At 64.6% G+C, this 22,831-nt stretch carries 24 protein-coding genes and 2 pseudogenes; 16 read left to right on the top strand and 10 right to left on the bottom strand.

Translation table 11 applies throughout. The features are described from left to right. From ACFRAH_RS16595 to ACFRAH_RS16585, 3 genes are all read right to left on the bottom strand, one after another. Window positions 1-854: aldehyde dehydrogenase family protein (locus ACFRAH_RS16595; RefSeq protein ID WP_377991999.1), on the bottom strand; the 854-nt coding region annotated here is incomplete at its 3' end. A gap of 189 nt (window positions 855-1,043) precedes the next feature. Beyond that, window positions 1,044-1,904, bottom strand: coding sequence for an alpha/beta fold hydrolase (locus ACFRAH_RS16590; RefSeq protein WP_377991998.1), 861 nt, complete (start codon window positions 1,902-1,904; stop codon window positions 1,044-1,046). Window positions 1,905-1,922: 18 nt separating this feature from the next. Beyond that, window positions 1,923-2,330, bottom strand: a complete 408-nt coding sequence (locus ACFRAH_RS16585) for a hypothetical protein (protein WP_377991997.1) — start codon at window positions 2,328-2,330, stop codon at window positions 1,923-1,925. Between the two features lie 217 nt (window positions 2,331-2,547). Between ACFRAH_RS16585 and ACFRAH_RS16580 the strand changes: the two genes are divergently transcribed. From ACFRAH_RS16580 to ACFRAH_RS16570, 3 genes are all read left to right on the top strand, one after another. Then, window positions 2,548-3,510: a LysR substrate-binding domain-containing protein gene (locus ACFRAH_RS16580; protein ID WP_377991996.1), complete on the top strand. Its 963-nt coding sequence runs from the start codon at window positions 2,548-2,550 to the stop codon at window positions 3,508-3,510. A 444-nt stretch (window positions 3,511-3,954) separates the two neighbouring features. Then, a complete protein-coding gene (locus ACFRAH_RS16575; protein WP_377991995.1) occupies window positions 3,955-4,305 on the top strand; it encodes a hypothetical protein in 351 nt (116 codons plus the stop codon). 557 nt (window positions 4,306-4,862) lie between these two features. Next, a complete protein-coding gene (locus tag ACFRAH_RS16570) occupies window positions 4,863-5,021 on the top strand; it encodes a hypothetical protein (protein WP_377991994.1) in 159 nt (52 codons plus the stop codon). 583 nt (window positions 5,022-5,604) lie between these two features. Here the strand turns inward: ACFRAH_RS16570 and ACFRAH_RS16565 are convergent. Then, window positions 5,605-6,387: a zinc-binding dehydrogenase gene (locus ACFRAH_RS16565; protein ID WP_377991993.1), complete on the bottom strand. Its 783-nt coding sequence runs from the start codon at window positions 6,385-6,387 to the stop codon at window positions 5,605-5,607. 167 nt (window positions 6,388-6,554) lie between these two features. On the opposite strand from ACFRAH_RS16565, the pseudogene ACFRAH_RS16560 reads away from it, so the two are divergent. The 5 genes and pseudogenes from ACFRAH_RS16560 to ACFRAH_RS16540 all read left to right on the top strand — a co-directional run. Further along, window positions 6,555-7,054, top strand: a pseudogene (locus ACFRAH_RS16560) (aldehyde dehydrogenase family protein); the annotation flags it as partial. A 721-nt stretch (window positions 7,055-7,775) separates the two neighbouring features. Further along, window positions 7,776-8,348 (top strand): VOC family protein, encoded by a 573-nt coding sequence (locus tag ACFRAH_RS16555; protein WP_377991992.1) that lies wholly within the window; start codon window positions 7,776-7,778, stop codon window positions 8,346-8,348. Between the two features lie 114 nt (window positions 8,349-8,462). Then, window positions 8,463-9,668 (top strand): dihydrolipoyl dehydrogenase family protein, encoded by a 1,206-nt coding sequence (locus ACFRAH_RS16550; RefSeq protein WP_377991991.1) that lies wholly within the window; start codon window positions 8,463-8,465, stop codon window positions 9,666-9,668. A 272-nt stretch (window positions 9,669-9,940) separates the two neighbouring features. Continuing rightward, a complete protein-coding gene (locus ACFRAH_RS16545; protein ID WP_377991990.1) occupies window positions 9,941-10,402 on the top strand; it encodes a hypothetical protein in 462 nt (153 codons plus the stop codon). Between the two features lie 3 nt (window positions 10,403-10,405). Next, window positions 10,406-10,606: pseudogene (locus tag ACFRAH_RS16540) on the top strand (TerC family protein); the annotation flags it as partial. 127 nt (window positions 10,607-10,733) lie between these two features. On the opposite strand, the gene ACFRAH_RS16535 reads toward ACFRAH_RS16540, so the two are convergent. Next, complete coding sequence (locus tag ACFRAH_RS16535; protein WP_377991989.1) at window positions 10,734-11,579, bottom strand: helix-turn-helix transcriptional regulator; 846 nt, start codon at window positions 11,577-11,579, stop codon at window positions 10,734-10,736. 160 nt (window positions 11,580-11,739) lie between these two features. On the opposite strand from ACFRAH_RS16535, the gene ACFRAH_RS16530 reads away from it, so the two are divergent. From ACFRAH_RS16530 to ACFRAH_RS16510, 5 genes are read left to right on the top strand one after another with little or no spacing between them, the layout of a single operon-like run. Continuing rightward, window positions 11,740-12,471 (top strand): SDR family oxidoreductase, encoded by a 732-nt coding sequence (locus tag ACFRAH_RS16530; RefSeq protein WP_377991988.1) that lies wholly within the window; start codon window positions 11,740-11,742, stop codon window positions 12,469-12,471. 30 nt (window positions 12,472-12,501) lie between these two features. Then, a complete protein-coding gene (locus ACFRAH_RS16525) occupies window positions 12,502-13,251 on the top strand; it encodes an SDR family NAD(P)-dependent oxidoreductase (protein WP_377991987.1) in 750 nt (249 codons plus the stop codon). A 33-nt stretch (window positions 13,252-13,284) separates the two neighbouring features. Next, window positions 13,285-13,857: a DUF308 domain-containing protein gene (locus tag ACFRAH_RS16520; RefSeq protein ID WP_377991986.1), complete on the top strand. Its 573-nt coding sequence runs from the start codon at window positions 13,285-13,287 to the stop codon at window positions 13,855-13,857. Next, window positions 13,854-14,300 carry a nuclear transport factor 2 family protein gene (locus tag ACFRAH_RS16515; protein WP_377991985.1) on the top strand — a complete coding sequence of 149 codons (447 nt, stop codon included), beginning with the start codon at window positions 13,854-13,856 and terminating at the stop codon, window positions 14,298-14,300. Before ACFRAH_RS16520 ends, ACFRAH_RS16515 begins: the two co-directional genes overlap by 4 nt. A gap of 3 nt (window positions 14,301-14,303) precedes the next feature. Then, on the top strand, window positions 14,304-15,542 hold the full coding sequence (locus ACFRAH_RS16510; RefSeq protein WP_377991984.1) for a low temperature requirement protein A: 1,239 nt from the start codon (window positions 14,304-14,306) through the stop codon (window positions 15,540-15,542). A 415-nt stretch (window positions 15,543-15,957) separates the two neighbouring features. On the opposite strand, the gene ACFRAH_RS16505 is transcribed toward ACFRAH_RS16510, so the two are convergent. Then, entirely contained in the window at window positions 15,958-16,362 is a 405-nt protein-coding gene (locus ACFRAH_RS16505) for a hypothetical protein (RefSeq protein ID WP_377991983.1), read from the bottom strand. Window positions 16,363-16,885: 523 nt separating this feature from the next. Between ACFRAH_RS16505 and ACFRAH_RS16500 the strand changes: the two genes are divergently transcribed. Further along, the gene (locus ACFRAH_RS16500; RefSeq protein ID WP_377991982.1) at window positions 16,886-17,173 is read left to right on the top strand and encodes a hypothetical protein; all 288 of its coding nucleotides are present in this window, start codon (window positions 16,886-16,888) and stop codon (window positions 17,171-17,173) included. A gap of 208 nt (window positions 17,174-17,381) precedes the next feature. Here ACFRAH_RS16500 and ACFRAH_RS16495 read toward each other — a convergent pair whose 3' ends face one another. Continuing rightward, the gene (locus ACFRAH_RS16495; RefSeq protein ID WP_377991981.1) at window positions 17,382-17,846 is read right to left on the bottom strand and encodes a divalent metal cation transporter; all 465 of its coding nucleotides are present in this window, start codon (window positions 17,844-17,846) and stop codon (window positions 17,382-17,384) included. After that, a complete protein-coding gene (locus tag ACFRAH_RS16490; protein WP_377991980.1) occupies window positions 17,843-18,625 on the bottom strand; it encodes an NRAMP family divalent metal transporter in 783 nt (260 codons plus the stop codon). The genes ACFRAH_RS16495 and ACFRAH_RS16490 overlap by 4 nt, the downstream gene beginning before the upstream one ends. A gap of 459 nt (window positions 18,626-19,084) precedes the next feature. On the opposite strand from ACFRAH_RS16490, the gene ACFRAH_RS16485 reads away from it, so the two are divergent. Continuing rightward, window positions 19,085-19,348 (top strand): hypothetical protein, encoded by a 264-nt coding sequence (locus ACFRAH_RS16485; protein WP_377991979.1) that lies wholly within the window; start codon window positions 19,085-19,087, stop codon window positions 19,346-19,348. 648 nt (window positions 19,349-19,996) lie between these two features. Beyond that, window positions 19,997-20,188 (top strand): nitroreductase family protein, encoded by a 192-nt coding sequence (locus ACFRAH_RS16480; RefSeq protein ID WP_377991978.1) that lies wholly within the window; start codon window positions 19,997-19,999, stop codon window positions 20,186-20,188. On the opposite strand, the gene ACFRAH_RS16475 is transcribed toward ACFRAH_RS16480, so the two are convergent. Further along, on the bottom strand, window positions 20,185-21,546 hold the full coding sequence (locus tag ACFRAH_RS16475) for a formimidoylglutamate deiminase (protein WP_377991977.1): 1,362 nt from the start codon (window positions 21,544-21,546) through the stop codon (window positions 20,185-20,187). The two genes, ACFRAH_RS16480 and ACFRAH_RS16475, sit on opposite strands and share 4 nt — an antisense overlap. Beyond that, on the bottom strand, window positions 21,543-22,742 hold the full coding sequence (locus tag ACFRAH_RS16470; protein ID WP_377991976.1) for an allantoate amidohydrolase: 1,200 nt from the start codon (window positions 22,740-22,742) through the stop codon (window positions 21,543-21,545). Before ACFRAH_RS16470 ends, ACFRAH_RS16475 begins: the two co-directional genes overlap by 4 nt. Window positions 22,743-22,831: the final 89 nt, after the last annotated feature.

Below are 22,831 nucleotides of genomic sequence, written 5' to 3'. Positions count from 1 at the left end.
ATGGCTCCGGCGACGGCGGCATCGACGTCGGCGTCCTCGAACACCACGAACGGTGCGTTGCCGCCGAGCTCCATCGAGGTGCGCAGTACCGTTTCGGAGGCGTCGGAGAGCAGGCGCCGGCCCACCTCGGTGGAGCCGGTGAAGGAGAGCTTCCGCAGCCGGGAGTCCTTGATCAGCGGACCTGTGGTGGCACCCGCCGTGGAGGTCGGGATCACGTTCAGGACACCGGCGGGCAGGCCGGCCTCCTGCATGACTGCCGCGAACAGCTGCGAGGTCAGGGGGGTCAGGTTGGCGGACTTCAGCACCATGGTGCAGCCGGCCGCGACGGCCGGGGCGATCTTCCGCGTGGCCATGGCCAGCGGGAAGTTCCACGGCGTGATCAGCAGGCACGGGCCCACCGGCTTCTTGGTCACGAGCAGGCGGGACTTGCCGTCCGGGGCGACGGAGTAGCGGCCGAACGCGCGGACTGCCTCCTCGGAGAACCAGCGCAGGAACTCGGCACCGTAGGTGACCTCGCCGCGGGCCTCGGCCAGCGGCTTGCCCATTTCCAAAGTCATCAGCAGGGCAAAGTCCTCGGCGCGCTCGGTGACCAGGTCGAAGGCGCGGCCCAGGATCTCGCCGCGTTCCCGCGGCGGGACCTTGGCCCAGGACTCCTGGGCAGCGGCGGCCGCGTCCAAGGCGGCCTTCCCGTCCTCTGGACCGGCGTCGGCGATGCTCAGCAGCACCTTCCCGGTGGCGGGATCCTCGACGTCGAACGTCTTGCCCGACGCTGCGGGACGCCACTCGCCATTGATGAGCAGGCCCGTCGGCACGGAGGCCAGCAGCGCGGCTTCAAGCTTGGCATTTATTGACATCATTCGATCTCCATGGGTTTTGAAGCAAGTCGTATCGGCCTGCAGCCCGACCTTCAGCAGTCTGGTGCGGTCTGGCTGCCAGAGGCAGGGGCACGAAGACGTTGAATTTTCTGTGCGTCTATCACCATTCAGGTGGGAGGGTCGGTGCCGGCCCTTCTGGGTCGGCACCGACGCCTTGGGTGGGAACGGCTAGACTCGGACGCCGGTCTTGGCGCGGATCAGGTCCAGAGCCTGAACGAGGTATCCCTTGAAAACCGGGTAGTTCTCACTCATCGGGAAGTGCCCGATGGCCTTCATCTCGATGAATTCGGCACCCGGAATCTGGCTTGCCGTGCGGGCTCCGTCTTCAGGCGTGGTGAGGTAGTCGTACTCGCCGGTCATCAGGACCACCGCGCATTTATCGGTCTGGATTTCGCCCAGTTTGCCGCGCAGATCGTGGTCCACGGAGTAGAAGTACAGATCACCCTTGAACGCCTCGGAACCCTGTGTGTAGTAGAACCAGGTCTTCCAGCGGTCCGCCTCCGGCGATTGCGGGGCCATGAGATCCCACGTGCCGCTGCCGCACACCTGCGCGGCATTTGCATGGGGGTGGTGCCACCAGTCGAGGTAAAACCCCGGCGAGTGGTCCGCCCCCTCCACGGGGATGACGGCGTCGAACCTCTCCGGGAAGCGGTGGGCGAGCTGCAGCGCCACGTTGCCTCCGAAGGAAGATCCCATAAAGATGGGGTCAACCAGTTCCAGCGCATCGGCGAGGGCGACGATGAAGTTGGCGAAGTGGTCCGCGCTGAGCTGGTACTCCTCGGTCCACCACTGGGTGTTTTCAGGCGGGTCTGATTTGCCGTGGCGGGGGAGGTCGTAGGCGATGACGCGGTAGTTGGCGGTGATCTCCGGATCCTCCAGCAGGCCGCGCCACTGGTGGTTGTGGGCTCCGGCGGTGTGCTGGCAGACCAGGGGCTGGCCCTGGCCGTTTTCGAGGTAGAAAACTTTGTATTCGAGGCCGTCCACGTCGACGGTGACGTAGTGGCCGGTGACGGGGGAAATTTTGCTCATGTCAGGAACTCCTATGGTCTAGACGGGTGCGCCGGTGGAGCGCAGCAGTTCGATCTGGCGGGTGAGGCAGCGCAGGTTCTGCATCAGGACCAGGACATCGCCCTCCAGCTTCATGTCGCGCTGGAAAGTGGCGGCCCAGATGCCGTGGTACATGGGAGCCGGGACGGGCTTGCCGAATTCACCCCAGGTGTGGGCGCTGGCCCGGATGGCGAACTGGTACGGCACCTCGATGGGTCCCGGGTCCACGGAAATCTGAGCGATGGTGCCGGACACCACCCGGACAACAAAGGTGTGCGCCTCCATGTCCAGCAGGTAGGAGCAGGTGAAGTGCTTTCCGTGGGCCTGGATTTCCGGGTCCTGGTTGTTGGCCTCGGTGAAGCTCTGAACCCAGGATTCTACAGAAGGGGCACGTGTTGCGACCGTCATTTCGTTGTTCCTCTCATTGGTCTCGCGGAGGGTCGGGCTTCTCTGTCCGAGCCTCGAAAGCGGGGTTCCTGGAGTGCCTCGGTGGCTGTCTCCGTTGGCAACCTTTCGCTGTTTCCATTGCAGCCCCCGCGGCCCCGAACGGTCCAATACCTGTGCCCTATCCACCGATAGCCCGAAACTATTGGACGCCGGATTGGGCGGACCTTACAGTTGAACGATGCAGCAGCCACAGCTAGACCTGCGCGTCCTGCAGTACTTCGTCGCCGTTGCCGAAGAACTGCACTTCGGTCGAGCCGCTGCCCGGCTGCATATCGCGCAGCCGTCCCTCAGCGTCCAGATACGGAAGCTTGAACACTCGCTGGGCACTCCCCTGCTGATCCGCACCAGCCGCAGTGTCTCCCTGACCAGCGCGGGAGATGTCCTGCTGGGTGAAGCTAAGCGCCTTTTGTCCGCCGCGGAGCGCGCCGTTTCGTTGACGCGTGAGGTCGCGAGCGGCGTGCGGGGCACCCTGATAGTCGGCTTCCAGGCCAACGCGGCTGCTGAACTGACCCCGCGAATCCTCGCCGCGTTCAAGAACAACCACCCGGAAATTCACGTGCAGATGAGGTCCTTCGACTTCGCCGACCCCACTGCGGGTCTTGCGGACGGAAGCGCGGACGTGGCATTTGTGCGGCCGCCCCTGCCCGCGGCTGACTGGCTCGCCATGGAGACCCTGTTCATTGAGCCGCGGGTCCTCGTAGTTGCCAGCAGTTCTCGCTTTGCCGGTCTGTCCGAGGTCTCGGTGGAACAGGTCGCTGATGAGTCCTTCGTCGCCCGCAAGGCTCCGGATAAGTGGAGGGACTTCTGGCTCGCAACCCAGGCCCGCGGCGGGCAACCGGTCCGTCTAGGCACCCAGGTAGCCACCGTTGACGAGTGTTTCGAAGCCATCATGGGTGAACGGGGAATTGCGTTCACTCAAGCCTCCACCCAGCGTTTTTATGACCGTCCGGGGCTGTCTTTCATCCCGGTCAGAGACGTCCCGCCCTCTCCGCTGTCGATCGCATGGCGCACTGACGTCAATGACGAGCTGGCGCGCGAGTTCGTGGAGACGGCCTGGACCTTGGCCTCCTTCGGAGGCGTCCCGAACCTCGTCGACTCCTGCGGGCCTGCCCCGCTATCCTCTTCGCTCCAGTCCAATTAGCGCCACTGACGATCGCAGGCAGTGGTGATCGTCGTCTGGGCTGCCGCAGAACCTGCACGCCCCCAACCATGCTGCCCACAAATGTCTTCGCCACTTCCAGCGACGTGATGCTGGTGCAGCGATCCTAGCTCCCCTGAGGAACCATAGGCTCGGACGTGCGTCATCCGTTCGGCGAAGTTTTTGGCCAGGCTGCTCACATGCGTGCGCTGCGATCATCTGGGCTGCGCTCATCCCCCTCAAGTACCCCTCGGCTGACTGCGCACGGGTGATCCCGGCGTCAACGAGCCTGATCAGGTCGTGCTCGTTCAGCAAGGCTGACATCCCTGCCGCCCGTGGTGCCCCGGCCACGAGCTGCTCCCGGAATAGGATCAGACGACGCTCGACGTCGAGACCACGCTTCTCGCCAGCGGCGGCATAGGAAAGGCCGTTGGCAAGTCTCATGATGTGGGCATCCGGTGGGATCTGCGCGGCGAAGTCGCCGCCGTGTCTTACAGCGAGCCGGTAAACGCCTGTCTTAACCTCGTTCGCGGTCGCCGGGCCGATCCTGAAATGCTCGATCCAACTACTGACTTCCTCGGCCCCGACAAGCTGGTCTTCACCCGACTTCAGGCTGGCCAGCAGCCCACACAGGGTCCCCTCGGCCTCGGCGTCGAGGAACCGCGAGATACCGATCTGCAGGATGTCCCGCAGATCGATCCTGCGCTCCTGCACGTCGGCCCAGACCATCTTGTTCCTCCGAAGCTTGCCGAGCAGGTCCTCGCCCAGCTTCTCCTGAAGCCCTCCGGGTTCTCATAGAAGGACAACGGGGAGTGCTGGAAGCGGTCGAGCACCTCCGAACGACCGGCCGCTCCACCCGAACTGGCACGGCCGGACATGCCCCCGCCTACGATGGACGACCCCGGCACGGCTGACCAGTCCGCCAAGTCCGCGTCTACACAACGGGCTCCACCCCGAACTCCCCACCCGGAAAGACAGCCGAACGGGTGGCCATGGGATCCACCGCAGTTAGGGTCATGGGTTCTGGGCTTTACCGGCCCGCTCTCCGTTCATGCCGGCAGCATGGCCTGGCATCCCCGCTCTCTAAGAGCAGGCACCTCTTGTTCCTCCTGACCCCGTTCACTTGGCGGCCGATGATGGCTTCCCGGCAAGCCCCTGGAGAGCTCGTGACAAGAGCCCTGATAGTCATGCAGCCAGCCGGAAGCCCTGCCATGAACAGTCGTGAAGGAAGAAACAGCCAGAGACACAGCAAGAGACCGGCTGCCGCCAACTCCAGAAGGTCATGCAGTTCCAACCCAAGGCCGACCGTTAATAAGCAGAACAGTCCACCACAACCGAAACGGAGGAGGAGCGGGATGAACAACCAACGTCGAGCAGAAAAGAAATTTTCCGCCGAACGTACCCACATCATGTTGGCCGACGCCAAGCTGCCCATGAACAGGTACCAAAGAGCAAACACTCAAGCACAAGCAGTGAGGAAGGAGGCAACCGGCCATACCGCCGGCCACCAATGAAAAAGACCCCCGAAGGGGCGCACAAGTGAACAAAATGTGCACACTCAGAGGCTAAAAAAGCCTCTGAACAGGGAAAACACTGTGCCCGAGGTGGGACTCGAACCGGGCGCCACCCCTTGAAAACCCGGCACTCCCCAGAAAACCTCCCCAATCCGGCCCAGTCCGATGCCGGGTACAACCGAATCCGAAGCCCAGGGTGTGCACATTGTGCACACCCTCTTTTTTGCCATTTTGGACGCCCATCCCCGCGGCGTTTTGAGGACGAGGAGTAACGGTGACGGACGCGCGCGGTCGCCGCGCCTGATGTCCGGAGATACCCAGGCCCCACGCACGACCTTGCCCACACATTTCTGCAAGCCGGCACCAGGATTCAATGATCATTGCGTTGCGGCCTCCTTCGAAGATCTCATGGGCGGACACCACAGAAGATGCATGACCGAACCCGTCCTATCGAGCACCGGAGTGCCACAAAGCACGGCGGCCTCCAACATGACGGAATCCCCATTATCGGCGTTCAAAGATGGGCGGGTGAGTGCCTGCGAATTGTCTCCTCCCCGACGCAGCTCGCGCTGCTTCGTCCAGATCAATGTGTGAAGACGATCTTTCCGATCAGGTTGCCTTCAAGCATTTTGGTGAAACCTTTAGTGGCTTCACAAAGGGGCAGTACGGTGTCGATGGTTGGGCGTATCCCGGTTCCAGCAAGGAACCGGGTGAGTCTTTCGAGTTCGTCCCTAGTGCCCATGGTGGAGCCAAGGATCTTCAGTTGGGTGAAAAAGAGCCGATTCAAGTCGGTTGCTGCAACGCTGCCCGAGGTTGCCCCACAGGTGATAACGGCCCCGCCGGGTCGCAGCACCTTGAGGCTATGCGCCCATGTTGCCTGCCCCACGGAATCAAAGACGGCGTCCACCTTGTTTGGGAGCCTCGCACCGCTTTCAAAGGCCTGTTCCGCCCCGAGGGTCAATGCGTGGAGCCGTTTTTCCTGGCTGCGGCTGGTAACCCACACCCGGAACCCGCTAGCTGCTGCCATCGTTGTCAACGCTGTAGAGACCCCTCCGCCGGCTCCTTGGATCAGGATGGTGGATCCGGGCGCCGCTGGGGAGACGGAGAACAGCATTTTGTAGGCAGTCAGCCAAGAGGTGGGCAGGCAGGCGGCCTCTTCCCAGCTCAGTTCCGCTGGTTTGGGGACTGTGCTTCCTGCGGGCACCCAGACGTGGTCTGCCATGGTTCCGGGATACCGCTCCGAGAGGACTGTGCGTTCAGGGTCCAGCGTTTCGTCGCCACGCCATCGAGGGCTTGCAACGACGGGATAGATAATCACCTCGTTGCCGGCCGGATCTATTCCGGCGCCGTCGCAGCCCAGCACCATCGGCAGATCCTCTTTGCCGAGTACGCCTTTGAGGGAGAACAGGTCGTGATGATTCAGTGCGGAGGCTTTGAGCGTGATTTTCTCCCAGCCCTTGGCTGGAGATCCTGTATCAGGCAGGTCCCCGATCGCCAGGCCGGCAAGTGGGTCATCAGGGGCGAGCGAGCGTCATCCTCAAAACTGTCACCGAAGCCGAACAGGCCGGCGCCGCCATGGTCGTTGACGGCCGCGACCTCGTCATCCCCGGCCACGAAGACGGCTTCTGGGTCGGCCCCACCGTCCTCGACCACGTCAAACCGAAATGACCGCCTACACCGAGGAAATCTTCGGACCCGTCCTCGTCGTCGTCCGCGTGGAAGACCTGGACGAGGGCATCAAACTGATCAATGCCAACCCCTACGGCAACGGCACCGCGATCTTCACCTCCTCCGGCGCCGCAGCACGGAAATTCCAGCGCTCCGTGGACGTCGGCATGATCGGCATCAACGTGCCCCTGCCCGTCCCCGTGGCCTACCACTCCTTCGGCGGTTGGAAAGCATCCCTCTTCGGCGACAAGCACATCTACGGCCCCGAAGGCGTCTCCTTCTATACCCGCGGCAAAGTCATCACCTCCCGATGGCCCGAACCCACCCACGCCTCCGGCGCCTCCTACAACTTCCCCTCCAACTAAGGGGAAGACCACTGCTGTCGGCAGCCCCCGACTCGGGCGGCCGACAGCAGCGAGGCCCGCTCTCAACAACTGCAACCTACTCATGACCCTAGGGTCCTTGTCTTAGGGACGGGGCTGTGCCCGACTGAACTACACCCCAACCTGACTCCCAAGAGCTGTACCCTTTGACGTTCGTCTGGAAAGGCCCTGGGACTCAAGCCCACATGCAGGAGGGTTGGAGGCAGTACCTGCGCCAGTCCAAGCTTTACCAGTCCTGAACCCTGAGTCCGTGCCACCCGCCCCGGGGCCGGACCCTCCAGGGACATCCATCACAAGGCCTCGCTTCCGGGTCACGCCCGCGGTGACGGCACAGCCCCTGCGGGACGACAATCCGGCACTGCACCGGCTGTCTGTCCGCTCTCAGGCTAAACCCCCGTCCGTGGGCACGGTCGAGGAGCACTCCGGCCCGGCCGCTTTCCCCACATCGGCCGGCCCAGGTGGTCCTCCGCCGGACCCGGGGAGGCAGATTTTCGCCCTTGACTTTCATCCCACACGAGGCCAATGTGGGGTCCCGAGGGCAGCGCCCCGGCCGAAGACCGGCCGGGAGGCGGCAAGGAAAGCGCAAGGCGACCCAGCAGCGCAAGCCCCCCGGTGTACGGCCTGCGACCCGCCGCCGGCACAGGTCGTCAGTGAGGGCCCGGATGCCGTCCGTTCATGGCGCGCCCGATGGAGGGAGGCCGGAATGAGCACCGTAGACCAAAGCAGCCAAAGCGTAGCCGGCAGCCCGCCGGTGATCCCCGGACAGTTCAGGCTCGAAGTGATCGTCGTGCCTGTCTCGGACGTTGACCGTGCGAAGCGCTTCTACGCCGGCCTGGGCTGGCGGCCAGACGCCGAAGCGGCAGTCGATGACGGCTACCGGCTCATGCAGTTCACTCCCCCGGGATCGGGCTGCTCGATCATTCTCGGCAAGGGGGTCACCAACGCGCAGCCGGGCTCGCTGCAGGGACTGCATCTGGCCGTGTACGACCTCGACGCAGCACGCGCCGACCTGATCGCCCGCGGGGTCGACGTCAGCGAACCGTTCCATGACGCCACGGGCGTCTTTCACCACGCCGGGACGAGGGACGCCTCGACGGCCCGGCTCCCGGGCGGCGGGATTACGGTTCGTTCGCCTCATTCAGCGACCCGGACGGCAACGGCTGGGTCCTGCAGGAGATCAAGACCCGGCTCCCGGGCCGCTGAACCACTCAACTCTGAGAGGAGAGGCCGATGGCCACAACTTACGAATCCGTCGGCGACCTTGCCGAAGCCCTGAGGCGGGCCGCGGCAGCACACGGCAGGCACGAGGAGCTCACGGGCCAGGAAGATCCGAACTGGCCCGACTGGTACGCTACATGGTGCGCGAGTATGCCGGGGAGGAGCTGCCGACATGAACAGCGACTACGACGTGATCGTGATCGGTGCCGGCTCACCCGGCGAACACTGCGCCGGGGCCCTCGCCGAGGGCGGCCTGCGCGTCGCCGTGGTCGAGCGCGAACTCGTCGGCGGTGAGTGCTCTTACTGGGCCTGCATCCCGTCCAAGACGCTGCTCCGGCCCGGCGACGCGGTCCATGCAGCACGTGAAGCGGCCGCCACCGCCGAGATCGACGTTGAGGCGACGTTCGCTTGGCGCGACTACATGGTGTCGGACTACTCCGACGCCGGACAGGAACGCTGGCTGGCCGATCACGGCATCGACCTGCTGCGCGGCTCCGGCCGCCTCGCCGGTCCCGGCGTCGTCGAGGTCGACGGCGTCCGGCACACCGCCAGGCATATCGTCCTCGCCAACGGCGCCGACCCTGTGATGCCGCCGGTCCCGGGCCTGCGCGAACTCGACGGCGTCTGGACCAGCAGGGAAGCGACCTCGATGAAGTCCGTACCCCGCCGGCTGCTCATCCTCGGCGGCGGCCCCGTCGGCGTCGAAATGGCCCAGGCCGTTCGCCGGCTCGGCGGCGACCTGGCACTGGCCGACCACTCCGCGCACGTCCTCGGCCGGGAACCGGCACCGCTGGGCGAAGCCCTCGGCGACGTCCTGCGCAGCGAGGGCCTCGAGCTCGTGCTGTCCGCGACCGCGACCAGTGCGCGGCGTGACGGCGAAGACTACGTGCTGGAGTTCGACGACGGTCGTGAACTGCGCGGTGACCGGCTGCTCGTCGCCACCGGGCGGCGCCCCCGGGTCCATGGCATCGGCCTGGAAACCGTCGGCATCGAGCCGGATGGCCACGGGGTCCCCGTCGATGCGCAGCTTCGCGTCAGGGAAGGGTTATGGGCGATCGGTGACGTGGCCGGCATCTGGCCGCTGACCCACGTCGGCAAATACCAGGGCGATGTCGTCGCGGCCAACATCCTCGGCGAGGCGCGGAAAGCGAACTATGAGGCCGTTCCGCGGGTCACCTACACCGACCCGCAGGCCGCGGCGGTCGGCGCCGTCGAAGGCCGCTTCAGCGCCACGATCTCGGTCTCGGAGGTGTCTAAGACTGCGACCTACACGCGCGCCTACGCCGAGAAGAACGGCTTCCTGACCCTCCTCAGCGACGGCGGGCGGCTGACCGGCGCCTACGCACTGGGCCCGGAGGCCGGAGAGTGGCTGCAATAGGCGACGCTGGCCATACGGGCCCATGTACCGCTCGATGTCCTCAACGACACGATCCAGCCGTTCCCGACATTCTCGGAAATCTACGTCTCCGCGCTGAAGGCACTCCGCGGTGAGATCGCGGCCGCGCGCAGGCCAGTCGGCGCGGGACCATCGACCGCGGACTAAGAGGAGGCGATCCGACGCGGGCAAGTTCAATGCGCACAGCGCAAACCCCGTCACCACATAAATGCCCTCAACGGATCCGGAACCGCACCGGGAAGGACGAAGAAAAAATGACCACCATCAAGCTGCGCGAGAACATGAGTGCAACTCCCGAACAGTTCATCGCCGCCCTGACCGATTTCGGGCCGGGCCGTGCAGAGCTGTTCGGCAACAGCGCCGACAGGTACCTGCAGGTTCACGACCGCGGGAAAACCCAGGCCGACGTCACCGAGGGCTCCAACGGAGTGTGGGAGCGGCTGCACTACGACTGGTCGAACCCGACCCACGTCGTACTGACCACCACGGATTCGAACGCTTGGGGCCGAAACTCCGGACACACGTACAACCTCACGGTGAACCAGAACGGCACGACCACCGTGGACTACATCGCAGTCCGCGAAGGCAAAAACCTGCGCGGACGGCTCCTGGAAGTCATTGTCGGAAGCATCGGCAAGAGCGTTCTCGTGAAGGCATTCCACAACACCGTGAAGGCGATCGAGGCCCGCGCCCAGTCCCACAAGGGGGCCATGTAACCGGAGCTCCTATTCCACGCCCTGCACTTCAACGAGCTCCCCTTTATCAACGGCGGGGAACCACTCCTCTGGGTGCCGGAGATTCCCATCTGGCTCTCGCTGCTCTTCATCGTCATCGCCGCCGCCATCGTCATAGCGACCGTCGCGAGTTTACTGAAGACCCGCGGCGACAAGACCAAGGAAGAGACCGGACTGATCAACGGCATGGTTTCCGGCCAACACGGCGGCCAACCACGACATGATCGAGGGCGAGCACGTCGTCACCCCAGGCGCCTGAGCACGACCGGCCGAGCCGGGGACCGCTTTCGCCGCGGTCTCCGCCTCGGTCATTTCAGGTTCGTTCTGCGCTCAGGGCCAGCTTGCCCAGTGCGTGCTCGGACGGTGACCCGGATTCGACGGTGTAGAGGCCGAGTGTCTGGTCGGGATCGCCGATGGGCGTGAAGGACTCGTAGCCGAGGATCAGGTCGCCGACCACGGGATGGCGGTAGTGCTTCGAGCCGTGACGGGGCTTGAAGACGTCCTGGTCGGCCCACCAGCGACGGAAGTCACGGTCGCCGGAGGACAGCTCTCCGACCAGCCGGGATAACTGAGGGTCATGTGGATGGCGGCTCGCCTGGAAGTGCAGCATGCCCACGATCTCCCGGCCGGTCTCGGACCAATCGGCGTAGAGATCGCGTGCGGCGGGATTGAGGAACAGGTAGTGGGCCATGTTCCGCGCCTCGACCGGCAGCACGTCGAAGTCGAGATACAGCGCCCGGGCCAGGTGGTTCGTGGCAAGGACGTCCAAACGGTGACTCAGTAGCAGGGCCGGGATGTTGGCGATGTTATCGAGCACACGCAACAGACCAGGTCGCGCCTGCTCAGGCATGTCCGTCCGCGCCGCCGGTCGGCCCGGTCGGGCCAGCGCAAACAGGTGCTCGCGTTCGTCCTCATCCAGTTTCAGGACCCTGGCCACCGCCTCAAGGACCGCGTCCGAGACCGACGCGCTGCGGCCGCGCTCCAGTCGTACGTAATAGTCGAAACTGACGCCGGCCAACTGGGCGACTTCCTCGCGCCGCAGACCAGGAACCCGCCGGACCCCCGGGAACGCGGGCAGACCCGCTTCCTGCGGCGTAATCCGGGCCCGCCGGGTCCGCAGAAACTCCCGAAGATCAGTCTCGGGAACGGACTGGTTCATAACTATCAGGCTAGCGCGGCCACCCGGCTACAGGGGGTCTGCCAGACCCCCTGTAGCCCGTACCCCGGGAAAAGCGCACCCCTTCTTCGGCTTCCGCGCGCTTGATTATCTGGATGGTGTCAGGAATCCCTGGCAACCCCAACACCGTAAGGACACCCAGATGCAGAACCCCAAGATCGTACTCGTGACCGGCGCCTCCAGCGGCATCGGTGAAGCAACCGCCCGCCATCTCGCCGCCGCCGGCCACCTCGTCGTACTCGGCGCCCGGCGCGTCGAACGCCTCGAACTGCTCGTCAAGGAATTGACCGAAGCCGGCTACCAGGCCGAGTACGCCGAACTCGACGTCACCGACCCCGACAGCGTCAAGGCCTTCGCCGCCGGCGCTCTCGAGCGGCACGGGCGGATCGACGTACTGGTCAACAACGCCGGCGTCATGCCGCTCTCCCTCGTCGAGGACCTGCGCGTCGAGGACTGGAACCAGATGATCGACGTCAACCTGCGCGGCGTGCTGCACGGCATCGCCGCTGTCCTCCCCACGATGAACGAGCAGAAGTCCGGTCAGATCATCAACGTCGCCTCCACGGCCGGCCACCGGGTCTACCCGACCGGCGCCGTCTACAGCGCGACCAAGTACGGCGTCCGCGCCCTGTCCGAAGGCCTGCGCCAGGAGACCAGCGACATCCGCGTCACCATCATCAGCCCCGGCTTCACACTTACCGAACTCACTACCATCGGCGGCGACCCCGACACCCGGCAGGGCGCACGGGTGACCGCGGAAACGATCGGCATCGACCCCTCCGCCATCGCCGGAGCTATCGGCTACGCCATCGCCCAGCCGGCCGACATCGACGTCAGCGAGATCGTCGTCAACCCGACCGCTGCGAAGTTCTGACACCCCCTACAGAGAAAGGAAAGAACTCACATGACCAAGCAGTTTGCGGGCAAGTCGGCGCTCATCACCGGAGGCGGCAGCGGGATCGGGCGCGCCAGCGCCCTGGCACTGGCGGCCGAAGGAGCACTGGTGACCGTCACCGGCCGCACCGAGGAAACCCTGAAGGAAACCGTTCGCCTGATCGAAGCCGACGGCGGTTCGGCCCGGTTCGCCATCGCCGACATGACAGACGAGGCGCAGGTCGAGATGGCCGTCGCGGCCGCGACCGAGAACGGTCACCTCGACCTCGCCCTGAACAACGCCGGGTACGACGGGGAATACCAGCTCACAACGGACTACTCCACCGAGATGCTCGACCACATGATCGCACTCAACGTCCGGGGCGTGTTCCTGTCGATGAAGTACGAGCTCCGGGCGATGGTCACGCAAGGATCGGGCTCGATCGTCAACATGTCCTCCGGGGCCGGGCTGCTCGGCGTCCCCGGGTTCTCCGGCTACACCGCCACCAAAGCCGCCGAAATCGCGATGACCAAGAGCTCCGCCGTCGAGGTCGCACCCCACGGTATCCGCATCAACGCGGTCGCTCCCGGGCTGGTGGATACCCAACTCATTGCGGCGCTGGATCCGGCCACCCGCGAGTCGATCAGCGCCGCACACCCACTGGGACGCATTGCACGGCCCGACGAGATCGCCGACGCCGTTCTCTGGCTGCTCTCCGACAAGGCCAGCTTCGTCACCGGCATCGCCCTGCCCGTCGACGGCGGCTACTCCGTCCCCTGACAACCATCCACTACTCGAGACCGGAGGTCTCTCTTGCAAACGCGAATCTTCCTCATCCGTGGCGTAGCCGCCCTCGCCTGGGCTGCGGCCTTCGCCACGGCGTCCGACTCCCTGACAACTGGCCCAGCCATCCTGCTCGTCCTCTACCCGGTCATCGACCTGGTCGCCACAATCATCGAAGCCCGCGGCCGACAGGCGTCCACTCGACGCGTGCTGGCGCTCAACGCCGTCGTCAGCGCGGCCGCAGCGATCGCCATCGCCGGGGCCGCTACTGAGGGCACCGGCAGCGTCCTCGGTGTGTTCGGTGTCTGGGCCGCAACCACCGGCGCTGCCCAGCTGATCGCCGCCGTCCGTCGGCGCAAGGCGTTTGGCAACCAGTGGCCAATGCTGGTCGCGGGTGCACTGTCGAGCATCGGCGGCATCTCGTTCGCCCTCAGTGCGACCGGTCCCGACGTGTCGCTTGATCCGCTCACGCTGTACGCGGCCGCCGGCGGTGCGTTCTTCGTCATCCAGGCCTGGATGCTCCGGCGGCGGCTCCGCCGGGCCAGCGCCGCACCCACCGAATCCACTGTCATCACGAGCCCGCTCGAGGGAGCTAACGCATGACCACCGTTTCAGACCACCAGGCGATCCGCGACCTGGTCGACGGCTGGGCACACTTCGCCGACCGCCGCCTCCGCCAGCAGCAGGCCGGGCTCTTCACCCCGGACGGGAAGGTCGCAGTGTATGCGGGCGATCCGGGATCGACCGAGCCCATGCAAGTCATCGAGGGGCACGCCGCACTCGCCAAGTCGTTCGAGATTCTGCAGACGTACGACGTCACCACCCACTTCAACGGGCAGAGCACGATCAACGTTGACGGCGACACCGCCACAGGCGAGTCCTACTGCCTCGCGCAGCACATGTGGACCGAGAACGGCCAGCGGGTCCTGCTGGTTCTCTCGATCCGCTACGTCGACACCTTCGTCCGGCACGACAGTGAATGGCGCTTCAGCGACCGCAAACTCGTCATCGACTGGAGCGACAAGCGTCCCTCGAGCGAAAGCTGACCGATGTTCAACACTCGACACAGCGGCCGCCGCCGGCGGCCGCTGTCCGGGCGTGACCAGAACGAGGCGCACCGGACCGCGACACCGCTGGAACTGCTGTACGACCTGACCTTCGTCGTCGCCTTCGGTACGGCCGCCAACCACCTCGCGCACTACCTGGCAGAAGGCCACCTCGCCACGGCCATCGCCGGCTTCTCCATCGCCGTACTCGCGGCGACCTGGGCCTGGATGAACTACTCCTGGTTCACCTCGGCGTACGACACCGACGACTGGCTCTTCCGCGTCGCCACCTTGCTGCAAATGGTCGGCGTGATCGTCTGGACCTTGGGACTGGCGGAGCTGTTCGAATCCCTCGACCACGGCGGGCCGATCGATGTCAGAGTGATAGTCATCGGATACGTCGTAATGCGCCTGCCCATGGTGCTTCTCTGGTCCCTGGCCGCCCGCCACGACCCGGACCGCGCACCCGCGGCATATAAGTACATCCGGACCATCAGCCTTGCGCAAACCGGCTGGCTGACTCTCGCCGTGTTGCATCTCCCCCTCTGGGCGTTTGTAGTCGCCGGCGCTCCCCTGCTGGCTCTCGAGCTGCTCGGTCCGGTACTGGCCGAGCGGCGCATACCCACGCCGTGGAACGCCCGCCACATCGCGGAACGACACGGCCTACTGCTACTCATCACCCTTGGAGAGTCGATCTTCGGCACGGTCAGCGTCCTCAACGCGCTCGTCCACAACGAGTACGGCTGGACCTTCGAGGCGGGACTGTTCGCGGTCGCCGGCATCGGTCTCACCCTCGGGCTGTGGTGGATGTACTTCGTTGTGCCCTGGGGTGATGTACTCGCCCAGCACCGAGACCGATCGACACTGTGGGGACTCGGTCACCTCCTGATGTTCGGATCGATCACGGCAACCGGCGCCGGCCTTCACGTCACGGCGTACTTCCTCGAGGACATGACAAAGATAGGGCCCACAGCAACAGTCCTGACCATCGCGGTCCCGGTCGCAATCTTCATCCTCGCGCTCTACACGATCGGCTCGATCTTCCTGCACCAGAAGGATCCGTTCCACCTCGTGCTCCTAGGCGGAACCGCAGCAATCATCATCCTCACCATCGCCGGCTCAATACTAGGACTCCCCGTCCCCTGGTCTGTCCTCATCCTCGCCCTCACCCCCGCGGTAACAGTCATCGGCCACGAGACAATCGGCTACGGACGACTAAGGCAAGCCCTAAGCCGAACGTGAGCTGCGCTCAGAACGCACCGGAGCGTTGGCCGTGCTCAATTGGTGGCAAGTTACCTCTTCAGTTGCCAGGTTGAAAGCACACCGCAAACTGACACCCAAAACCTCTAACCTCTTGACGTTCGTCTGGCAGGGCCCTATAAGCCGGGCCCGCATGTAAGGATTGGAGGCAGCGGTGGCTTGTGAGCGAATTGAGTACTTTGCGGTGAGCAACGTGGAGGGGTGCGCCTTCGCTTTGCCCCGAAAAAGTAAGGAAACGACCACGATCCGGGCGTTGCAGCGCAAGCCCTGCCTGATGTTGAGCGGGAGGCGGAGAGGCCCCCGCGTGGTCACAAAGGCGCTGCTCTCTTCTGGTGGGTCGGCTCCCCTGCCCATGGTCGGCAGAGCCGGATGACACGGCCGAATCCTGAGCGCTTCCCTATGGCAGATTCGGGGCGCTGGACAGGATGTAGTCTGCAGCAGCCGGCCCTGTCATTGCCAAGGTGTTCTTTCTTGGATCGATGCCCTTCGAAAGCAAGGCCTCCCACAGGGCGCCTTCGGATTCTGCCGGACATTCAGAGAGCGTGCACCAACTTGTGTAGAGGCCGAAGATTGCCTCTTTACTCAAGCCTCGCTCGCTTCCTGGATCGCTTGAAACCGCCTCCCTCAGGAAGTCGTCAAAGTGGGTCGCGCTCACCCGCATGCTTTCTGCTGGCCTGGAAACGCCCCGGCCAACCAAGGCCGCCAGCGTCAGCACCGGAGGTGCTGAACCGAAGTTATGCCTCATTGCCTGCGCTGTCCAGTCACGGCCAACCGAGTTGAAGAAAGTTGACTTCGCCTTCATCACTCGGCCCTGGACCAGCTTTTGACGGAATCTCCGTTACCGACGTTCGAAGCTTGTGATTTCCGGCGCGATCTTCTCGTTGAGACGGGTTGCTTTTCCACGGCACCCTGAGAATAGGACAGCAGTTTCAGCAGCGCCCGGCGGGCTGAAGGCACACCAGGGTTCTATCCGGTTGCCCGATCCGGACCTGGTCCGGGACCTGTAGGACATCCTCGGCGCAAAGCTTGTTGCCGACACCGGTTCGGTCAGGGGAGCCGGGGCGGTGCGCCAGTGGGCCGACGACGAACGGAGACCGTCAGCCGAGGTCATCACCCGGCTGCCATGCTCGGGGAGTGCCCGGGCCTGGCCGGGCAACTGGCTCGCACCTTCAACGAAGCGTACGTCCTGCTGCAGTCCGGAAACAGCTTTCTGCAAGGAAGACCAAGGGGTAAGAACGTGACCCAACCGTTAGCCCGAAAAGGGGTGCACGTGCTGCCGGGCGCATTAGGGTCAACACCAACTCCCGGATGGAAGGTTGGGGACCATGACACTCGAACCGCTGGAAGTCGAGTTGCCGGCCCGCGGCGCAGATCGCACAGAGAACGAGAACCGAAGGGCTGATCCAAGGGACGGCATGGCCGCCGTTCTGGCGTCCCACCCGGGTTACAGCTGGGTATGGACGGACGAAATTCGCTGCCAGGGCAAAGAGTGCGGCGCCAGACTCGAAATCCCGTTGCTCAACAGCACGCAGTTAGTTGCGCATGCCGCCTTCGCCGACCACCAGGAAAAGTACCTCCAGCAGAGCCTCGCACTATCCCGGGCGGTCAGCTAACGAAGGCCTGCCCTGCGTCCTGTCCGCCCCCAACTCTCGCCTCGTCAACGATTAGGGGCTTTCCCCGTTTGTGGCACGCCTCTGCGAATGCCGACGATGTCATCGCAGGTGCCGTAGGGGGTCCGCACCGCGCCCCTGCCGGTGGGCTGGCGGGGTGAAGCCGTAGCGGTCCACGTCGTTCTTCCTTTCGTTGGAGCGATCGGTAACCTCAGGACCCGGTCAGGGTTGTCCAGACGCCGATGCTTCCGGCCACGAGCATGAGGGCGGTCGTGAACCAGCCGAGGGTGGTCGCGAGTATTCCGTTCCGGTATTCGCCCATGATTTTTTTGTCCCCGGAGATGAGCATGGTGACCACCAGGAAGGGGGCCGCGGCGATGCCGTTGATGGTGGCGCTGAGGATCAGCAGCCCGATGGGGTCGGAGGTGAAGAAGCTGATGAGCACCCCGCCCCCGGTTCCGGCAGCGAGCAGCACGTAGAACAAGGGTGCGCGCCGCGGGCTGAGGTCCAGGCCCCAGTCCTTGCCCAGCAGGCCTGACAGCCCGGCCGCCCCGGACGCGGCGAGTACCGGGACCGCGAGGATGCCGGAGCCGATGAAGCCGGCCGCGAACAGGAACTTGGCGGCGGGTCCCACCACGGGTTCCAGTGCCTTGGCCACGTCCGCTGCCGTGTTCACCTCGTGCCGTCACGGCCCAGGGTTGCTGCCGTGGCCGCCATGATCGCGAACATCACCAGGACTGAGAAGAGCATGCCGATGAACACGTCGGCGCGGGCTTTGCGGAGCTTTCGGGCCGCGGCTTCGTCCGGACGGTCCTGCAACCCGACGGCCTCGTCCCCGCCGTGGTCCTCGGAACGCAGTTCCTGGACCCGGTGGGCACTTTGCCAGAAGAACAGGTACGGGGAGATCGAGGTGCCCAGCACGGCAACGATGAGGCCAAGATATTCCGGGGTGAAGCTGAACTTCATTCCAATCAGGCCTGCCAGGACGTCAGGCCAGTCGACGTTGGCCACGAAGAGTACTGCCACGTAGGCGAGCAGCGAAACGCACAGCCACTTGAAGACTTTCGCGATGACGGCGAAGGATCCACTCATCAGTGCGATGGATATACCGATACCCGCGAGGGCGCTCCACAAATGGTCGGGTCCGGCGCCGAGCATCTGCATGCCCTGCCCGACCGCCATGAGGTCGGCAGCCGCGTTAAGGATGTTGCCCACCAGCAGGGCCACGATCAGCACGCCGATGACCACGCGTGGCCGCCGGGAGAACTTGCGGCGCGCCAGCCAGCCAAAGCTTTGGCCGGTAGCCAGGGCAGTGCGGTCGGAGATTTCCTGGACCGCCATCATCAGAGGCAACCTTAAGGGTGCCGTCCACAGCATGCCGTTGGAAAAGGTGGCGCCCGCCTTGGCATAGGTTGCAATACCCGACGGATCGTCGTCCGCTGCCCCGGTCACCATCCCGGGACCCAGAAGTCCCGCAAAGCGGCGCAGGAGGGACTTCTGCCCGCCGCCCCGCCCGGTTTTGTGATCATTCCTGGTCAGCCCGGCGTCTCGGCCTTGCTCATGCAGTCTTCTCCGCTCAGTATCGCCACTAAGCCGCCCGACTGCTAAGCAAGCTTAGGATTCATATGCCATGCTAGGGCATGAAGCGGGGAGAACACATTCAGCAAAGATTCAGATCCACTTGTTGTGCCTGAACGCGAGGTTGGGCACGACGCCCACGACGCCCAGTTCAAAGCGGCGGAATGCGGCAACGTCCTCGAGGCCGACGCGGATCTGCAGAAAACGGATCAGATCATTAGGGCACGAACAATTAATTGTGACAACATGGGTGGTGGCTGCAGCAGCGGGGGCAACACGTGAAATAACGAACGCCGCGCCGAAAGGGCCGGCCGTGATAATCAGGGGGCATCCACCATGGAAGATCCGCGACTTACGGCACTGGATCTCATCCGGCAGGACAAGAACTACCTGGACGAGCTCTGGCTAAACTACTGGGCCAACGGCGGAAGCGTTGGCTCAGCCGAGTTCGAGGTCTACTTGCACGGCCTGACCCAATGTGACAGCTTCGACCTTCAAATCCTCCGCTGGGCGATCGACGACACGACAAGCCTCGCCCGTGATGACGGCATCAGTCGGGAGACCGTGTACCAGTACCTACGGCCCGGGACCCTTCCGTAGCAGCCTCAAGGGCTCCTTAGTTGACGGAATATCCATTACCGGTGTTGTGCCGTCAAACTTTGGTATCGATCCGCTGTCCCTTTCCATCCAAGATGACGTACCTGCCCCTAGGACCTCAGTCTGTTTGGACCGTTTCGTCGTATTCGAACTGGAGCCGAAGTGGCCTGAATCAAGCCCGTCTTGCTGGTCCTGAATCACGTTGACTATTCAGCCCTCCTCTCACCGTCTCCTTGCGAGCTACTCCAGCAACTGTGGGCTATAAACACTACCCAGACCTGTCGTGACGGACGTCTGGGGCGTCCATCTCCCGGTATATGGCCCGCTGGACCGCCGTTTGCCGACCCGGTTCAGCTGTCCAAGCTGTTGTGACACCTCAGGTATCTGGTTGTAACCAGGATGAGGGGACCGACCCGCTACTTCCACGAAGGCCTGCTTCATGCTGCGTCGCCGGACGTAGGGGTACGGAACGGTTGGTGAGACTGCTTGGCGTGTTGGTACAGAATGCAAATGCGCACCCATGTACAACCACGGCGCGGACCACGACTGTTCTGGAGGTCAAATGACAATCGCAACACGCCTCGACGGCCTGATCGCGGCCCGCTACGGAGATTCGGACAGCTCCTCGTACCCGCCACCCGCAACGAGACCGTGGCTCTGCTGTACCGCCACCGGTCTGTCCGGAGCTTCACCGAGAACCCGGTCGACGAACAAACAGTGTCCACACTCATCGCCGCAGGACAGTCGGCCGCCACCTCGTCCAATCTCCAGTCGTGGAGCGTCATCGAAGTGCGGGACCCAGCCCACAGGGACAGGATCGCCAGCCAGGATTCAAAGGTTTAGGAGAAACTTTTAAGGGCTTCGGTGAGGAGGCTGCCCGGCTGCCCCAGACTTTGGTGGGATCCGCCGGACGCCATGAGCCGGCCCCCTATGACGACGTCGGTGACGTCGCTCGCCGTCGCGCTGAACGGGAACTGCTGCGCCACCGATCCTGCGGTGCGAATCGAATCCGGCGCCACGGCCATGAGGTCACACACGGCTCCGGTTCGAAGGGCCGCCGGCATGACGGGAGTGGCCATGGCGGCCGTAGCCCCGTCGGTGGCGGCGGCCAGCAGTTCCCGCGGTGTGAACCTGCCCCGTTGGCCGGAGCCGAGCCGTTCACCATTTTCCAGGGCGCGCATCTCGGTCCAAGGGTCGATTGCGGCGTGTTGATCCGTTCCGAGCGCAATGCTCACACCGGCGTCGGACAAGGCCCGGGCGGGCCCGATGCCGTCTGCGAGATCTGCCTCGGTACTGGGGCACATCACCACAGTGGAACCGGCCTCGCCAAGCAGCCGGATGTCCTCCGGCGTGAGGTGTGTGGCGTGGACTGCGGACAGGCGCCGGGTGAGCAGGCCGTGCCGTGCCAGCAGACCCGCCGGGGTGACCCCGTACGCCTTTTCGCAGGCATCGTTCTCCGCGGGCTGTTCGCTGAGGTGGATGTGAAGCGGAATGTCGGCAGGGAGATGTTCGGCGACAATCTTGAGGTCCTGCTCGGGAACGCCCCTCACTGAATGCAGAGCTGCTCCCACGCTGACCATCTCAGGGGGAAAAGCGCCGCTCACCTGGGCTCGAAGCGAGCTGAGCCTATCCAGCCAGGCGTGGGCGTCGGCGTCGCCGAACCGGACCTGTTCTCCGCTGAGCGGTGCGGCAACGCCGTTCGCCCCCACTCCCCCGGCGAGATAGAGGGTGTCCAGCAGTGTCAGTCTGATGCCCGCCGCCATCGCTGCCCGGGCCAGCGCCAGTTCCATCGCATGCCGCTCGGCATACGGGCGGCCGTCCGGCTGATGGTGAACGTAATGGAACTCCCCCACGCTGCTGAAGCCGGCCACCACCATCTCTGCGAAGACCGCGGTGGCAAGCTTTTCGTACTTTTCCGGGGTCAGTTCGCCGGCGCTGCGATACATCTGCTCCCGCCAAACCCAGAAGTCGCCCCGGCCGTCATGGGTTCGGCCGCGGAGGATCCTGTGGAAGGCGTGGGAATGGGCGTTGGCGGCGGCCGGGAAGACGACGCCGTTGAGCACCTGATCCCCCGGTTCAGGTCTGGCGCCGGAAATGAGGCCGGCAATCCGGCCGTCCTGCGTCTCCAGCCGCACGCCGGTGGCGACCGTTGGCCCGCCGTCGGCTTCTATCAGTGCCGCCTCGCACCAATACCCACTCACAGCAGGCCTTCCAATACATCAGCCAGCGCGGCGGCACCGGCGTCGGCGTCCTCGTTGGCGACATACTCTTCGGGGGAGTGCGATATGCCGCTTGGGTTGCGCACGAAAAGCATCGCGGATGGAACGTGCGCCGAGAGCACTCCCGCGTCGTGGCCCGCGCCGGTGGCCAGGATGGGTGCATCGGGGAGGATTGCGTTGATCTTCCGGCTCAGTCCGGGGTCGAAATGCACGGTGTCGCTGTATGACTCCTCGGTGAGGGAGACAGAGCATCCTTCACCGGCCGCAACGTTCCGGGCGGTGCCGTAGATGGATTCGATCATGGCGGCGGTGACAGCGTCGTCGGGATGGCGGGCGTCCAGCCACATGTCCACCCGGGAGGCAATGACATTGGTCCCGCCCGGCACCGGCATGAGGCGTCCGACCGTGGCACGCGCCTCCGGCTGCGCCGCGGCCGTGTCGCGGACAGCAACGATGATCCGTGCCGCGGCGACCATCGGGTCCGCTCGATCCGCCATCAGCGTGGTCCCGGCATGGTTGCCCTGGCCGCTGATGCTCAGCTTCCAGCGTCCGTGCCCGAGGATGGAGCTTCCGACGGCAATGGCCGGGCCCTGCTTCCCAAGCCCCTTGCCCTGCTCGACATGGAGTTCCACGAAGTCGCCAATCCGTGCAAGGGACTGGGCATCGGCGCCCACATGGCGGGGGTCAAGGCCGTTGGCCCGCGCCACGTCGGCGAAGGTGTTGCCGTCGCCGTCACGCAGGTTCCGGGCCTTGCCGACGTCGATCGCGCCCGTGAGAAGACGGGATCCGAGGCAGGCTACGCCGAAGCGGGAGCCTTCTTCTTCCGGGAATACGGTAATGGCCAGTGACCGCGACGGCATTGTTCCGCGAGCCTTAAGGATGTCGACGGCAGCCAGCGCCGATGCGACGCCGAGGGGGCCGTCAAAGGCTCCCCCTCCGGGCACGGAATCAAGATGGCTGCCCGTGACCAGGGCGCCGTCCTGCGGTTTGCCCCACCACGCCCAGATGATGCCGTTGCGGTCCGTCTCCACGGCAAGGCCCCGCTGGTGTGCCTGTTCGGTGAACCACGCCCTCAGGTCGAGCTCCGCTGTCGAATAGACGGCCCTGGAATAGCCTCCGCGAACCGCATCACGGCCCACGTCCTTGATCGAATCAAGGAGCTGATTGACGGTTTCCACAATAACCTCCGGTAGTAGCAACTGCCACCAAGTAAAAACCAGATTTCAGTGGCTGACAATAGCGTCCGAGCCTGCCCCGGACAATTAAC

The sequence above is a fragment of the Arthrobacter sp. NPDC056727 genome (genome assembly GCF_042790555.1).
GTDB lineage: Bacteria > Actinomycetota > Actinomycetes > Actinomycetales > Micrococcaceae > Arthrobacter.
Note: the sequence above shows the minus strand (reverse complement) of the source record. Positions and strands in the feature narration are given on the sequence as shown.

What these genes read in the sequence shown, in the direction of transcription:
- ACFRAH_RS16590 (WP_377991998.1), bottom strand. Translation starts at nt 1,904, where the DNA reads ATGAGCAAAATTTCCCCCGTCACCGGCCACTACGTCACCGTCGACGTG.
- ACFRAH_RS16585 (WP_377991997.1), bottom strand. Translation starts at nt 2,330, where the DNA reads ATGACGGTCGCAACACGTGCCCCTTCTGTAGAATCCTGGGTTCAGAGC.
- ACFRAH_RS16580 (WP_377991996.1), top strand. Translation starts at nt 2,548, where the DNA reads ATGCAGCAGCCACAGCTAGACCTGCGCGTCCTGCAGTACTTCGTCGCC.
- ACFRAH_RS16570 (WP_377991994.1), top strand. Translation starts at nt 4,863, where the DNA reads ATGAACAACCAACGTCGAGCAGAAAAGAAATTTTCCGCCGAACGTACC.
- ACFRAH_RS16565 (WP_377991993.1), bottom strand. Translation starts at nt 6,387, where the DNA reads ATGGTGCTGGGCTGCGACGGCGCCGGAATAGATCCGGCCGGCAACGAG.
- ACFRAH_RS16555 (WP_377991992.1), top strand. Translation starts at nt 7,776, where the DNA reads ATGAGCACCGTAGACCAAAGCAGCCAAAGCGTAGCCGGCAGCCCGCCG.
- ACFRAH_RS16550 (WP_377991991.1), top strand. Translation starts at nt 8,463, where the DNA reads ATGAACAGCGACTACGACGTGATCGTGATCGGTGCCGGCTCACCCGGC.
- ACFRAH_RS16545 (WP_377991990.1), top strand. Translation starts at nt 9,941, where the DNA reads ATGACCACCATCAAGCTGCGCGAGAACATGAGTGCAACTCCCGAACAG.
- ACFRAH_RS16535 (WP_377991989.1), bottom strand. Translation starts at nt 11,579, where the DNA reads ATGAACCAGTCCGTTCCCGAGACTGATCTTCGGGAGTTTCTGCGGACC.
- ACFRAH_RS16530 (WP_377991988.1), top strand. Translation starts at nt 11,740, where the DNA reads ATGCAGAACCCCAAGATCGTACTCGTGACCGGCGCCTCCAGCGGCATC.
- ACFRAH_RS16525 (WP_377991987.1), top strand. Translation starts at nt 12,502, where the DNA reads ATGACCAAGCAGTTTGCGGGCAAGTCGGCGCTCATCACCGGAGGCGGC.
- ACFRAH_RS16515 (WP_377991985.1), top strand. Translation starts at nt 13,854, where the DNA reads ATGACCACCGTTTCAGACCACCAGGCGATCCGCGACCTGGTCGACGGC.
- ACFRAH_RS16510 (WP_377991984.1), top strand. Translation starts at nt 14,304, where the DNA reads ATGTTCAACACTCGACACAGCGGCCGCCGCCGGCGGCCGCTGTCCGGG.
- ACFRAH_RS16505 (WP_377991983.1), bottom strand. Translation starts at nt 16,362, where the DNA reads ATGAAGGCGAAGTCAACTTTCTTCAACTCGGTTGGCCGTGACTGGACA.
- ACFRAH_RS16500 (WP_377991982.1), top strand. Translation starts at nt 16,886, where the DNA reads ATGACACTCGAACCGCTGGAAGTCGAGTTGCCGGCCCGCGGCGCAGAT.
- ACFRAH_RS16490 (WP_377991980.1), bottom strand. Translation starts at nt 18,625, where the DNA reads ATGGTGACCGGGGCAGCGGACGACGATCCGTCGGGTATTGCAACCTAT.
- ACFRAH_RS16485 (WP_377991979.1), top strand. Translation starts at nt 19,085, where the DNA reads ATGGAAGATCCGCGACTTACGGCACTGGATCTCATCCGGCAGGACAAG.